Origin of the sequence: Enterobacter sp. CM29 (assembly GCF_013179605.1) — a bacterium.
In the GTDB taxonomy this organism is placed as follows: Bacteria; Pseudomonadota; Gammaproteobacteria; order Enterobacterales; family Enterobacteriaceae; genus Enterobacter; species Enterobacter intestinihominis.
Window position 1 is genome coordinate 1 of record NZ_JABMCU010000121.1, and the last position, 13,717, is coordinate 13,717.

A 13,717-nucleotide genomic window follows, 5' to 3' on the forward strand; every position below is an offset into this window, starting at 1 on the left:
CCTGGGGCCACCTGAGCGGGGATATTGTTCTGCGCAACGTGGCGCGCGAAGGTATTCAGATCATGCAGCCGCACCACGTTTCCGTTTACCGCTACGGTGGAGAAGAGTTCGGCGTAATATTCCCGGCCGAGCTGATGAACTCCGCGCACGCGCTACTGGAAGCCTGGCGCACCGCCGTTGAGAAGCGGACCTGGCGGGAAGAGAACCTGCGAGTGACCTTCAGCGCCGGGATGGGAGAGTGGCACTTCGAACCGCTGGAGCAGTTTATCGGTAGCGTTGATGAAGCGTTGTATACCGCTAAACAACAGGGTAAAAACCGCATCGTAAGCACGGCCAGCCGATAATACCCTTCCTGAAATTCTGCCCGATCTGACGGGCAGAATGCTCTCCGCTGTAAAATTGTAACCGGTTTCAGAAAAATGCCGATTTCTTTGTGATGCCTGACACACAATCGCGGTAAAGCGGTTGTTGAAGCGGTCTGCACGGGATAATTATCAATAAACACATGTAGATCGAGGCTGACTATGAAGAACATCGTTTTATGCTGTGCAGCGGGAATGTCAACCAGCATGCTGGTTCAACGTATGAAAGATGCCGCGCAGAAAAAAGGAGTCGAAGTAACCATTAAAGCCGTTCCGGTCGCGGAGTTTAAAGATAACATCGCGACGGCTGATATCGTATTACTGGGGCCACAGGTTAAATACGAACAGGCAAAACTCCAGGCGCAGGCCGATCCGCTCGGAAAAAAGGTCGCGGTTATCGACATGATGGATTACGGCATGATGAAAGGTGATGCCGTACTGGAAAAAGCGCTCAAGCTGCTGGAGTCATAATGGAAGACTTAGAAACCACAATCATGGAGCTACTGGTCAATGCAGGTGCGGCGCGCAGTGCGGCCCTGACAGCGTTGCAGATGGCGCGAAAAGGTGACTTTGACGAAGCCGAGAAAGCGATGGAAGAGTCGCGTGAATATGTGAAACATGCGCATACTATCCAGACGCAGCTCATCGGTCTTGACGAAGGGACAGGAAAACTGCCGGTTAACCTGATCACCGTTCACTCTCAGGATCACCTGATGAACGCGATGGTCATTCAGGATCTGGCGGGCGATATGATTGAGCTTTATCGACGCATCCCGTTAGTGAATTGAAGACGTACAGACGTAAAAAAACCCGCCGAGGCGGGTTTTTTATTGTCGGGTGGCGCTGCGCTTACCCGACCTGTGATTCATATGCCCGGTAATTTTACCTACCGGGCATCAACGATTACTCGTTGTCGGAACCGCCCAGACCTGCGTTCAGCAGTTCTGCAAGGCTCGCGGATGCATCTTCGGCAGTCACCTGCGGTGCAGCTGGCAGTTCACCCGCTGCACGACGACGCATACGATCCTGGTGGTACGCATAACCGGTACCGGCCGGGATCAGACGACCCACGATAACGTTCTCTTTCAGACCGCGCAGTTCATCACGTTTACCTGCAACAGCCGCTTCGGTCAGGACACGAGTGGTTTCCTGGAACGATGCAGCAGAGATGAAGGACTCGGTTGCCAGAGACGCTTTGGTGATACCCAGCAGATCGCGTGCAAAGGTCGCACCGATTTTGCCGTTCGCTTCCAGATCGCGGTTAGCGATCTTAACGCGTGAGTATTCAACCTGCTCGCCTTCCAGGAAGTCGGAGCTGCCCGCGTTTTCGATGGTTGCTTTACGCAGCATCTGACGAACGATAACTTCGATGTGCTTATCGTTAATCTTAACGCCCTGCAGACGGTATACGTCCTGTACTTCGTTAACAATGTAACGAGTAACAGCATGCACACCACGCAGACGCAGGATGTCGTGCGGCGCTTCTGGACCATCGGAGACCACGTCACCACGTTCCACGCGTTCACCTTCGAACACGTTGAGCTGACGCCACTTAGGAATCATCTCTTCGTACGGCTCGCTGCCATCTACTGGCGTGATAACCAGACGGCGCTTACCTTTGGTCTCTTTACCGAAGGAGATGATACCGCTGATTTCAGCCAGGATAGCAGGCTCTTTCGGACGACGTGCTTCGAACAGGTCCGCAACGCGTGGCAGACCACCGGTGATGTCCTTGGTACCGCCGGATTCCTGAGGAATACGCGCCAGGGTGTCACCAGAGCTGATCTGTACGCCATCTTCCAGCTGTACAATCGCTTTACCCGGCAGGAAGTACTGCGCAGGCATATCGGTGCCAGGGATCAGAACGTCGTTACCCTGAGCATCAACGATTTTCAGTGCAGGACGCAGATCTTTACCACCGGTAGTACGTTCAGCAGAATCCAGAACCACCAGAGAAGACAGACCGGTCAGCTCGTCGGTCTGACGAGTAATGGTCTGGCCGTCGATCATGTCAGTGAAGCGGATGAAACCACTTACTTCGGTGATAACCGGCATGGTGTGTGGATCCCAGTTTGCTACGGTTTCGCCGCCGGCAACCTGCTCGCCATCACCTTTCGCCATAACCGCACCGTAAGGCACTTTATAGCTCTCTTTGGTACGACCGAATTCGTCGATCAGCTTCAGCTCGGTGTTACGAGAAGTCACAACCAGCTTGCCTGCGGAGTTAACAACAGACTTCGCGTTGCTGAGCTTGATGCTACCTTTGTTTTTCACCTGGATGCTGGATTCAGCAGCCGCACGAGATGCCGCACCACCGATGTGGAACGTACGCATCGTCAGCTGTGTACCCGGCTCACCGATGGACTGTGCTGCGATAACGCCGATAGCCTCACCTTTGTTGATGATGTGGCCACGCGCCAGGTCACGACCGTAGCAGTGCGCACACACACCAAAGTCGGTGTCACAGGATACAACGGAACGCACTTTCACAGAGTCAACAGAGTTCGCTTCCAGCAGGTCACACCACTGTTCGTGCAGCAGAGTGTTGCGTGGAACCAGAATGTCTGCGGTGCCCGGCTTCAGGATGTCTTCCGCGGTCACACGACCCAGTACGCGATCGCGCAGCGGCTCTTTAACATCACCACCCTCGATAACCGGGGTCATGGTGATACCTTCGAGGGTGCCACAATCGTCTTCGGTGACGACCAGATCCTGCGCAACGTCAACCAGACGACGCGTCAGATAACCGGAGTTCGCCGTTTTCAATGCGGTATCCGCCAGACCTTTACGCGCACCGTGCGTAGAGATGAAGTACTGGAGTACGTTCAGACCTTCACGGAAGTTCGCGGTGATTGGCGTTTCGATGATGGAGCCATCTGGCTTCGCCATCAGACCACGCATACCTGCCAGCTGACGAATCTGTGCCGCAGAACCACGCGCACCGGAGTCGGCCATCATGTAGATGCTGTTGAAGGAGACCTGCTGCTCTTCTACGCCGTCACGGTTAATCACGGTTTCGGTTTGCAGGTTATCCATCATCGCTTTGGATACACGATCGTTCGCCGCAGCCCAGATATCGATAACTTTGTTGTAACGTTCGCCTGCGGTTACCAGACCAGACTGGAACTGCTCCTGGATCTCAGCAACTTCAGCTTCCGCTTCAGAGATGATCTCGTGTTTCTTCTCTGGGATGACCATGTCATCGATACCAACAGATGCACCTGAACGCGCTGCATAAGCAAAGCCGGTGTACATTGTCTGGTCAGCGAAGATAACGGTCGGCTTCAGGCCCAGAATGCGGTAACAGGTGTTCAGCATTTTGGAGATCGCTTTCTTGCCCAGCGCCTGGTTGACGATGGAGAAAGGCAGACCTTTCGGTACGATCATCCACAGAATCGCACGGCCAACGGTCGTGTCTTTCAGGCTGGTAATCGCCACGAATTCGCCGTTTTCATCTTTTTCGTATTCGGTGATACGCACTTTAACGCGCGCATGCAGAGAGGCCAGGCCAGCGCGATAAATACGCTCAGCTTCTTTCGGGCCAGTCAGCACCATGCCTTCGCCTTTGGCGTTAACACAGTCACGGGTCATATAGTACAGACCCAATACAACGTCCTGAGAAGGAACGATGATAGGTTCACCGTTCGCTGGAGACAGGATGTTGTTGGTAGACATCATCAGCGCACGCGCTTCGAGCTGGGCTTCCAGCGTCAGCGGTACGTGAACAGCCATCTGGTCACCATCGAAGTCGGCGTTATAGGCCGCACAAACCAGCGGGTGCAGCTGGATCGCTTTACCTTCGATCAGGACTGGCTCAAATGCCTGGATACCCAAACGGTGCAGAGTTGGTGCACGGTTCAGCAGTACCGGGTGTTCGCGGATTACTTCGTCCAGGATATCCCAAACGACAGCTTCTTCACGCTCAACCATTTTCTTAGCGGCTTTGATGGTGGTGGCCAGGCCACGCAGTTCCAGCTTGCCGTAGATGAACGGTTTGAACAGCTCCAGAGCCATTTTCTTCGGCAGACCGCACTGATGCAGACGCAGGTATGGACCTACGGTGATTACAGAACGACCGGAGTAGTCAACACGCTTACCGAGCAGGTTCTGACGGAAACGACCCTGCTTACCTTTGATCATGTCGGCCAAAGATTTCAGAGGACGTTTGTTAGAACCGGTGATCGCACGACCGCGACGACCGTTATCCAGCAGGGCATCTACCGCTTCCTGCAGCATACGTTTTTCGTTGCGTACGATGATGTCCGGCGCAGCCAGATCCAGCAGACGTTTCAGACGGTTGTTACGGTTGATCACGCGACGGTACAGATCGTTCAGATCCGACGTTGCGAAACGACCACCATCCAGCGGAACCAGCGGACGCAGATCTGGCGGCAGAACCGGCAGAACGGTCAGGATCATCCACTCTGGTTTGTTACCAGACTGTACGAACGCTTCCAGCAGTTTGATACGCTTGGTCAGCTTTTTACGCTTGGTTTCGGAGTTGGTTTCGTTCAGCTCTTCGCGCAGAGTTTCACACTCTTGCTCCAGATCCATGCTCTTCAGCAGGGCCTGGATAGCTTCCGCACCCATCTTCGCGTCGAATTCGTCACCGAACTCTTCCAGCGCGTCCAGATACTGTTCTTCGGTCAGGATCTGGTTACGTTCCAGATTCGTCATCCCGCCTTCGATCACAACATAAGATTCGAAGTACAGAACACGTTCGATATCGCGCAGCGGCATATCCAGCAGCAGGCCGATACGGGACGGCAGAGATTTCAGGAACCAGATGTGAGCAGTTGGAGACGCCAGCTCAATGTGGCCCATACGCTCACGGCGTACTTTGGTCTGGGTCACTTCAACGCCGCACTTCTCACAGATCACACCACGGTGTTTCAGGCGCTTGTACTTACCGCACAGGCACTCGTAGTCTTTTACTGGCCCGAAAATACGCGCACAGAAAAGGCCGTCACGCTCAGGTTTGAACGTACGGTAGTTGATGGTTTCCGGCTTTTTAACTTCACCAAAAGACCATGAACGGATCATGTCTGGCGAAGCCAGAGCAATTTTGATCGCATCAAACTCTTCGGTTTTAGTCTGCGCTTTCAGAAACTTTAATAAATCTTTCACGGATTTGCTCCCGTCGGAGTTAGCACAATCTGGTGTCGGGGGTTAACCCGACACCAGTGACCTGTTTGAGCGAGAATTACTCGTCTTCCAGTTCGATGTTGATACCCAGCGAACGAATCTCTTTCAACAGTACGTTGAAGGATTCTGGCATGCCCGGTTCCATCTGATGGTTGCCGTCTACGATGTTCTTATACATCTTAGTACGACCATTCACGTCATCAGACTTAACGGTGAGCATTTCCTGCAGGGTGTATGCTGCGCCGTATGCTTCCAGCGCCCACACTTCCATCTCCCCGAAGCGCTGACCACCGAACTGAGCCTTACCACCCAGCGGCTGCTGAGTAACCAGGCTGTAAGAACCGGTAGAACGAGCGTGCATCTTGTCGTCGACCAGGTGGTTCAGTTTCAGCATGTACATGTAACCTACGGTTACCGGACGCTCGAACTGTTCACCGGTACGGCCGTCAAACAGCGTAATCTGACCAGACGTTGGCAGACCACCCAGTTGCAGCAGCTCTTTAATTTCAGCTTCTTTTGCACCGTCGAATACCGGCGTTGCAATTGGCATACCCTTACGCAGGTTTTCCGCCAGACGCAGAACTTCATCATCGCTGAAGGTGTTCAGGTCGACTTTCTGACGCACGTCGGTACCCAGATCGTAGGCACGCTGGATGAACTCGCGCAGTTTCGCGACTTCTTCCTGCTGCTTCAGCATGGCGTTAATCTTGTCGCCGATACCTTTCGCAGCCATACCCAGGTGGGTTTCCAGGATCTGACCGATGTTCATACGAGACGGTACACCCAGTGGGTTCAGTACGATATCTACCGGCGTACCGTTAGCATCGTGCGGCATATCTTCGATCGGGTTGATCTTAGAGATAACACCCTTGTTACCGTGACGACCTGCCATCTTGTCACCAGGCTGGATCTGACGTTTAACAGCCAGATACACCTTAACAATCTTCAGCACGCCTGGTGCCAGATCGTCGCCCTGAGTGATTTTGCGGCGTTTCGCTTCGAGTTTTTTCTCGAACTCGTGTTTCAGTTCGTCATACTGCTCAGCCAGCTGTTCCAGCTGATTCTGTTTCTCTTCGTCGGTCAGGCCCAGCTCCAGCCAGCGATCGCGTGGCAGTTTGTCGAGCTTCTCAGCTTCAACGCCACCGGCAACCAGCACCGCATAGATACGGCTGAACAGACCCGCTTCGAGGATTTGCAGTTCTTCAGACAGGTCTTTCTTAGCCTGTTTGAGCTGCATCTCTTCGATTTCCAGCGCACGCTTATCTTTCTCAACGCCGTCACGAGTGAAGACCTGAACGTCGATAACCGTACCGGAAACACCGTTTGGTACGCGCAGAGAAGAGTCTTTAACGTCAGACGCTTTCTCACCGAAGATAGCACGCAGCAGTTTCTCTTCTGGCGTCAGCTGGGTTTCGCCTTTCGGTGTAACCTTACCAACCAGAATGTCGCCGCCGGTCACTTCCGCACCGATGTAAACAATACCGGATTCATCCAGTTTGGAGAGCGCAGCTTCACCCACGTTAGGGATGTCGGCAGTGATCTCTTCTGGCCCCAGCTTGGTGTCACGGGACACACAGGCCAGTTCCTGAATGTGGATGGTGGTGAAACGATCTTCCTGAACCACACGCTCGGAGACGAGGATTGAGTCTTCGAAGTTGTAACCGTTCCACGGCATGAACGCTACGCGCATGTTCTGACCGAGCGCCAGTTCACCGAGGTCGGTGGACGGACCGTCTGCCAGCACGTCGCCGCGCTCAACTGGCTCACCCAGAGATACGCAAGGCATCTGGTTGATACAGGTGTTCTGGTTAGAACGGGTGTATTTGGTCAGGTTGTAGATGTCGATACCCGCTTCGCCCGGATACATCTCGTCTTCGTTAACTTTGATAACGATACGGGATGCGTCAACGTACTGAACGGTACCGCCACGCTTAGCAACTGCTGTAACACCGGAGTCAACGGCAACAGCACGTTCCATACCGGTACCAACCAGCGGCTTATCAGCACGCAGAGTTGGAACGGCCTGACGTTGCATGTTCGCACCCATCAATGCACGGTTGGCGTCATCGTGTTCCAGGAACGGGATCAGGGACGCACCGACGGATACCACCTGTTGGGTGGATACGTCCATGTAGTCAACCTGGTCGCGGCTGAACAGGCTGGATTCGCCTTTGCTACGGCAGGTAACCAGATCTTCTACAAAGTGGCCTTCGTCATCCAGGTTGGAGTTCGCCTGAGCGATAACGTAGTTGCCTTCTTCGATAGCAGACAGGTAATGAATTTCGTCGGTAACCACACCGTCGGTCACTTTACGATACGGGGTCTCAAGGAAACCGTATTCGTTTGTCTGTGCGTACACGGACAGGGAGTTGATCAGACCGATGTTTGGACCTTCAGGCGTTTCGATTGGACATACGCGACCGTAGTGAGTCGGGTGTACGTCTCGAACTTCAAAGCCTGCACGTTCACGGGTCAGACCGCCTGGGCCGAGTGCAGAGATACGACGTTTGTGCGTGATCTCAGACAGCGGGTTGTTCTGGTCCATGAACTGAGACAGCTGGCTGGAACCGAAGAACTCTTTCACTGCCGCAGAAATCGGCTTGGCGTTGATCATATCCTGAGGCATCAGGGTATCCAGATCGCCCAGAGACAGACGCTCTTTCACCGCACGCTCTACACGAACCAGGCCAACGCGGAACTGGTTTTCCGCCATTTCGCCTACGGAACGGATACGACGGTTGCCGAGGTGGTCGATATCGTCCACTTCGCCTTTACCGTTACGGATATCGATGAGCTTCTTCATCACTTCAATGATGTCGTCTTTGCTCAGGATACCGGAACCTTCGATTTCGTCGCGCAGCAGAGAACGGTTGAACTTCATACGACCTACCGCGGACAGATCGTAGCGGTCTTCGGAGAAGAACAGGTTCTCGAACAGGCTTTCCGCCGCTTCGCGAGTTGGTGGCTCACCAGGACGCATCATGCGGTAGATTTCAACCAGCGCGCTCAGACGATCGTTGGTTGGGTCGACGCGTACAGTCTCAGAGATGTACGGACCGTGGTCCAGATCGTTGGTGAACAGCGTTTCGATACGTTTGTGGCCAGACTGGCTCAGCTTAGCCAGCAGATCCAGGCTCAGCTCCATGTTCGCCGGGCAGATCAGCTCGCCAGTTGATTCATCAACGTAATCTTTCGCGGCTACTTTTCCTGCAATGTATTCAACCGGAACTTCGATGTGTTTGATATCATCTTTTTCCAGCTGGCGGATGTGGCGCGCGGTGATACGGCGACCTTTTTCCACATACACTTTGCCGTCGGCTTCGATGTCGAACGACGCGGTCTCACCACGCAGACGTTCCGGCACCAACTCCATCTGCAACTTGTTGTCGCGGATTTCAAAGATCACTTTCTCAAAGAACAGGTCCAGGATCTGCTCAGTGGTATAGTTCAGTGCACGCAGAATGATGGTTGCAGGCAGCTTACGACGACGGTCGATACGGACAAACAGGTTGTCTTTTGGATCGAATTCGAAGTCCAGCCATGAACCACGGTAAGGAATGATGCGTGCGTTATACAGTACTTTACCGGAAGAGTGCGTTTTACCTTTATCGCTGTCGAAGAAGACGCCCGGGCTACGGTGCAGCTGGGAAACGATAACACGCTCAGTACCGTTGATAACGAAAGTACCGTTGTCCGTCATGAGTGGAATTTCACCCATGTAGACTTCTTGTTCTTTAATGTCTTTTACGGTGCCTTCCGGCGCTTCGCGCTCGTAGATCACCAGACGCAGTTTTACGCGCAGCGGTGCGGAATAGGTCACGCCACGGATCTGACATTCCTGAACGTCAAACACCGGTTCGCCAAGGCGGTAGCTGACGTACTGCAGCTCGGAATTACCGCTGTAGCTCTGAATCGGGAACACGGAACGGAAGGCTGCTTCCAGGCCGTACTGCCCTTCAGGATCTTGCTCGATAAACTTCTGGAACGAGTCAAGCTGGATAGAAAGGAGATATGGAATGTCCAGAACTTGTGGACGTTTACCAAAATCCTTACGAATACGTTTTTTCTCGGTATAGGAGTAAACCATAGGGTTCCTCAGCTCGCTGACAAGTCGACCCATCTGTCCGACGAAGGGACAGTTTGTGCAACACCATTTTGTGGACCGGAAAATTGAATACTTTCCGCAATACCTGTTGCTATCACGCTTAAACCATTTCATTGCGATTTACACAGAGCGAGCACCCTGTCGCAGTATATTAAGTCGTCGATAGAAACAAGCATTGTCAGGACAACCAGCAGTCAAACAGTGTGAAATGCTGCTGATGCCTTACAGCGCAAAAAGGCTGGTGACTAAAAAGTCACCAGCCATCAGCCTAATTACTTAGGCTGCAACCAGAAAAGTTGGCTTATTTAACTTCAACTTCAGCGCCAGCTTCTTCCAGAGATTTTTTCAGTGCTTCTGCGTCGTCTTTGCTCACGCCTTCTTTCAGCGCAGCTGGAGCAGATTCTACCAGGTCTTTAGCTTCTTTCAGACCCAGGCCAGTTGCGCCACGTACTGCTTTGATTACAGCAACTTTGTTCGCGCCAGCAGCTTTCAGAATTACGTCGAATTCAGTTTTTTCTTCAGCAGCTTCAGCCGGGCCCGCAGCTACAGCTACAGCAGCAGCAGCAGAAACACCGAATTTTTCTTCCATTGCAGAAACCAGCTCTACAACGTCCATTACGGACATAGCTGCTACTGCTTCAATGATTTGATCTTTAGTGATAGACATTTAAATTGTTCCTGAAAATCAGAATAAGTTTATACGTAAGCAAATGCTTTATAAAGATAACTGCGATTAAGCAGCTTCTTTCGCATCGCGTACAGCAGCCAGAGTGCGAACCAGTTTGCCAGCCGCAGCTTCTTTCATGGTTGCCATCAGGCGTGCAATTGCTTCTTCGTAGGTCGGCAGGGTGGCCAGGCGATCGATTTGCGATGCCGGGATCAACTCACCTTCAAAGGCTGCAGCTTTGACCTCAAATTTTGCATTCGCTTTCGCGAACTCTTTGAACAGACGAGCAGCAGCGCCCGGGTGTTCCATAGAGTATGCAATCAGGGTCGGACCAACAAACGTGTCTTTCAGGCACTCGAACTGAGTACCTTCAACTACGCGACGCAGCAGGGTGTTACGAACAACACGCATGTATACGCCAGCTTCACGACCTGCTTTACGCAGTTCAGTCATTTTGTCTACAGTAACGCCACGGGAATCCGCAACTACTGCAGACAGCGCGCCTTTGGCTACTTCGCTGACTTCAGCAACAATCGCTTGTTTGTCTTGAAGATTTAAAGCCATTAGCTTTGCTCCTGGATGTTTGCCGGAACTCATGTTCCGGAACTCACTTCACTCGACCCAACGGGAAGAGCGTCTTAATACGGTGAGCAGAAACAAGCCAGAGTATTTAAAATAATCTTAGCGTTCTGTCACCGTCTACGCAGGGGATTAAGTTTCTTGCGAAACACCTGCGGTCTTCGACGGAGGCCTGGATAGGCCAGGCTCCAACGAACAATTCTTTTAGCCGCTAACTTTTGTTAGCAAACGTGGGGGTAAGATTGTAGACAAAATCACCGCCCACGTAAAGGCATTAGTTTGCAGCAGCGCTCAGGCCAGCCTGGTCAACTGCAACACCTGCACCCATGGTGGTGGAGATGCTAACTTTCTTGATGTACACGCCTTTCGCCTGAGTTGGTTTAGCTTTTTTCAGCGCAACCAGCAGAGCTTCCAGGTTTTCTTTCAGTTTGTCAGCGTCAAAGTCCACTTTACCGATGGTGGTGTGGATGATGCCGTTTTTGTCGTTACGGTAACGAACCTGACCTGCTTTAGCGTTCTTAACCGCTTCAGCAACGTTAGGAGTTACAGTACCCACTTTCGGGTTTGGCATCAGGCCGCGTGGACCCAGAACCTGGCCCAGCTGGCCAACAACGCGCATTGCATCTGGAGAAGCAATAACAACGTCAAAGTTCATTTCGCCTTTCTTGATCTGATCAGCCAGATCTTCCATACCTACCAGTTCAGCGCCGGCAGCTTTAGCCGCTTCAGCGTTTGCACCCTGAGCAAATACAGCTACGCGTACGGAACGGCCAGTACCGTGTGGCAGTACAGTTGCGCCACGAACGTTCTGATCGGATTTACGAGCGTCGATGCCCAGGTTGACGGCAACGTCAACGCTTTCAACGAACTTAGCAGTTGCCAGTTCTTTCAGCAGAGCGATAGCTTCGTTGATGTCGTACTGTTTGGTCGCATCAACTTTGTCACGGATCACGGACATGCGCTTGGTCAGTTTAGCCATTTCTTAGTCCTCCACTACCAGGCCCATGGAACGTGCAGTACCTTCAATGGAGCGAGTCATCGCTTCAATGTCGGAACCAGTCATGTCGGCAGCTTTGGTCTGCGCGATTTCCTGCAGCTGAGCGCGGGAAATTTTACCCACTTTGTCTTTGTTCGGCTTACCGGAACCAGACTTGATGCCCGCTGCTTTCTTCAGCAGAACTGCTGCTGGAGGGGTTTTGGTAACGAAAGTGAAAGAACGGTCAGCGTAAACAGTGATTACAACTGGGATTGGCAGACCTTTTTCCATGGATTCAGTTTTGGCGTTGAACGCTTTACAGAATTCCATGATGTTCACACCCTGCTGACCCAGAGCTGGACCAACTGGTGGACTTGGGTTCGCCATACCTGCTGCAACCTGCAGCTTGACGTAGGCTTGTACTTTCTTAGCCATTCTAAAATCCTCTGATTGGGTAATAACGCCTCGGAGAGGCTCCCCGTGAATAAAATTCGTTTTACGGGTCGGAACCCATAAAAACAAAAGGCGCGAAATTGTATTCCAATCTCGCGCCCTGTGCAACGATTAAATCGTCGCTTTTTTGATCGCTGCTTAGGCTTTTTCTACCTGAGCAAAGTCCAGCTCTACCGGGGTCGCACGACCAAAGATAGAAACGGAAACTTTCAGGCGGGACTTCTCGTAGTCCACTTCTTCGACGACGCCATTAAAGTCAGCAAACGGACCGTCGTTAACACGAACCATCTCACCCGGTTCAAACAGCGTTTTCGGACGCGGTTTATCACCCACCTGCTGGAGGCGGTTCATAATCGCATCAACTTCTTTGTCGCTGATTGGCGCCGGACGGTCAGATGTGCCGCCGATAAAGCCCATCACGCGTGGTACGCTGCGCACCAGGTGCCAGCTCGCGTCGTTCATCACCATCTGAACCAGCACGTAACCCGGGAAGAATTTACGCTCGCTTTTGCGACGTTGGCCGCCACGGATCTCAACCACTTCTTCGGTCGGAACCATAACTTCGCCAAATAACTCTTCCATATTGTGTAATTTGATATGCTCACGCAGCGACGTAGCTACGCGGCCTTCAAAACCGGAAAACGCCTGAACGACGTACCAGCGCTTTTTAGGGGCTTCAGACATCTCAGAACCTCAGGCCAGTGATAAAGGATACCAGGCGAACCAGAATACCATCCAGTCCCCACAGGATCAGTGACATTACAGCGGTTACCGCCGCTACAATCAGCGTGGTGTGCAATGTTTCCTGGCGAGTCGGCCAAATGACCTTGCGGACTTCGGTACGCGCTTCGCGGGCAAACGCAACGGTCGCTTTGCCTTTCGTCGTTAACAGCGCGACACCACCCGCCGCAGCAATCAGAATTACCACTGCAAGCGCGCGTAGCGGCAGCATCATGTCACGATAAAGATAGTTGCCGACAATCGCCACAATCAGCAGCACGGCTACAACTACCCATTTCATCGCTTCCAGGCCGCGCCCGCTCCCTTGAGCTTCGGTATTCGCACTCATAAACCAACCTGTCAGAAGTATTCTACAAACATTTTCACCCCGCGAGTGCGAGGCAAACCAATCGAAATGCTATTCGCTTTTCGTATTATACGCTCTCCGCAGAGCCTGTCTCAGCAATGATTATGACAAAATTAATCACTGATGAGCCAGGTTCTGATGTGAAAGCGTGCAAAAAGGGCATCAAATGATGCCCTTTTATTGCGCATTGCGTCAAATGTTATCAGCGATTAGCCGAGAACTTTAGCAACAACGCCCGCGCCAACGGTACGGCCGCCTTCACGGATTGCGAAACGCAGACCGTCGTCCATCGCGATTGGGTGGATCAGAGTCACAACCATCTTGATGTTGTCGCCTGGCATTA

General features: G+C 52.5%; 11 protein-coding genes and 1 pseudogene. 3 read left to right on the plus strand and 9 right to left on the minus strand.

Going from position 1 to position 13,717, the window contains the following annotated elements:
• From HP459_RS15060 to HP459_RS15070, 3 genes are all read left to right on the plus strand, one after another.
• Positions 1-344: GGDEF domain-containing protein (locus HP459_RS15060; RefSeq protein ID WP_171936412.1), on the plus strand; the 344-nt coding region annotated here is incomplete at its 5' end.
• 180 nt (positions 345-524) lie between these two features.
• The gene (locus tag HP459_RS15065) at positions 525-833 is read left to right on the plus strand and encodes a PTS sugar transporter subunit IIB (protein ID WP_010425948.1); all 309 of its coding nucleotides are present in this window, start codon (positions 525-527) and stop codon (positions 831-833) included.
• A complete protein-coding gene (locus tag HP459_RS15070) occupies positions 833-1,150 on the plus strand; it encodes a PTS lactose/cellobiose transporter subunit IIA (protein ID WP_003862327.1) in 318 nt (105 codons plus the stop codon). Before HP459_RS15065 ends, HP459_RS15070 begins: the two co-directional genes overlap by 1 nt.
• A gap of 115 nt (positions 1,151-1,265) precedes the next feature.
• Here the strand turns inward: HP459_RS15070 and rpoC are convergent, their stop codons facing one another.
• The 9 genes and pseudogenes from rpoC to tuf all read right to left on the minus strand — a co-directional run.
• Positions 1,266-5,489 (minus strand): DNA-directed RNA polymerase subunit beta', encoded by a 4,224-nt coding sequence (gene rpoC, locus HP459_RS15075; protein ID WP_023299069.1) that lies wholly within the window; start codon positions 5,487-5,489, stop codon positions 1,266-1,268.
• Between the two features lie 76 nt (positions 5,490-5,565).
• Positions 5,566-9,594, minus strand: a complete 4,029-nt coding sequence (rpoB, locus tag HP459_RS15080; protein ID WP_023299068.1) for a DNA-directed RNA polymerase subunit beta — start codon at positions 9,592-9,594, stop codon at positions 5,566-5,568.
• A gap of 319 nt (positions 9,595-9,913) precedes the next feature.
• Complete coding sequence (gene rplL, locus HP459_RS15085) at positions 9,914-10,279, minus strand: 50S ribosomal protein L7/L12 (RefSeq protein ID WP_002445276.1); 366 nt, start codon at positions 10,277-10,279, stop codon at positions 9,914-9,916.
• Between the two features lie 66 nt (positions 10,280-10,345).
• The gene (rplJ, locus tag HP459_RS15090) at positions 10,346-10,843 is read right to left on the minus strand and encodes a 50S ribosomal protein L10 (RefSeq protein WP_003862338.1); all 498 of its coding nucleotides are present in this window, start codon (positions 10,841-10,843) and stop codon (positions 10,346-10,348) included.
• A 289-nt stretch (positions 10,844-11,132) separates the two neighbouring features.
• On the minus strand, positions 11,133-11,837 hold the full coding sequence (gene rplA, locus HP459_RS15095) for a 50S ribosomal protein L1 (protein WP_006810530.1): 705 nt from the start codon (positions 11,835-11,837) through the stop codon (positions 11,133-11,135).
• 3 nt (positions 11,838-11,840) lie between these two features.
• Positions 11,841-12,269 carry a 50S ribosomal protein L11 gene (gene rplK / locus HP459_RS15100; protein ID WP_003862340.1) on the minus strand — a complete coding sequence of 143 codons (429 nt, stop codon included), beginning with the start codon at positions 12,267-12,269 and terminating at the stop codon, positions 11,841-11,843.
• Positions 12,270-12,425: 156 nt separating this feature from the next.
• On the minus strand, positions 12,426-12,971 hold the full coding sequence (gene nusG / locus HP459_RS15105; RefSeq protein WP_003862341.1) for a transcription termination/antitermination protein NusG: 546 nt from the start codon (positions 12,969-12,971) through the stop codon (positions 12,426-12,428).
• Position 12,972: 1 nt separating this feature from the next.
• Positions 12,973-13,356, minus strand: coding sequence for a preprotein translocase subunit SecE (gene secE, locus HP459_RS15110; RefSeq protein WP_003862342.1), 384 nt, complete (start codon positions 13,354-13,356; stop codon positions 12,973-12,975).
• Between the two features lie 227 nt (positions 13,357-13,583).
• Positions 13,584-13,717, minus strand: a pseudogene (tuf, locus tag HP459_RS15115) (elongation factor Tu); the annotation flags it as partial.

What these genes read in the sequence shown, in the direction of transcription:
- HP459_RS15065 (WP_010425948.1), top strand. Translation starts at nt 525, where the DNA reads ATGAAGAACATCGTTTTATGCTGTGCAGCGGGAATGTCAACCAGCATG.
- HP459_RS15070 (WP_003862327.1), top strand. Translation starts at nt 833, where the DNA reads ATGGAAGACTTAGAAACCACAATCATGGAGCTACTGGTCAATGCAGGT.
- rpoB (WP_023299068.1), bottom strand. Translation starts at nt 9,594, where the DNA reads ATGGTTTACTCCTATACCGAGAAAAAACGTATTCGTAAGGATTTTGGT.
- rplL (WP_002445276.1), bottom strand. Translation starts at nt 10,279, where the DNA reads ATGTCTATCACTAAAGATCAAATCATTGAAGCAGTAGCAGCTATGTCC.
- rplJ (WP_003862338.1), bottom strand. Translation starts at nt 10,843, where the DNA reads ATGGCTTTAAATCTTCAAGACAAACAAGCGATTGTTGCTGAAGTCAGC.
- rplA (WP_006810530.1), bottom strand. Translation starts at nt 11,837, where the DNA reads ATGGCTAAACTGACCAAGCGCATGTCCGTGATCCGTGACAAAGTTGAT.
- rplK (WP_003862340.1), bottom strand. Translation starts at nt 12,269, where the DNA reads ATGGCTAAGAAAGTACAAGCCTACGTCAAGCTGCAGGTTGCAGCAGGT.
- nusG (WP_003862341.1), bottom strand. Translation starts at nt 12,971, where the DNA reads ATGTCTGAAGCCCCTAAAAAGCGCTGGTACGTCGTTCAGGCGTTTTCC.
- secE (WP_003862342.1), bottom strand. Translation starts at nt 13,356, where the DNA reads ATGAGTGCGAATACCGAAGCTCAAGGGAGCGGGCGCGGCCTGGAAGCG.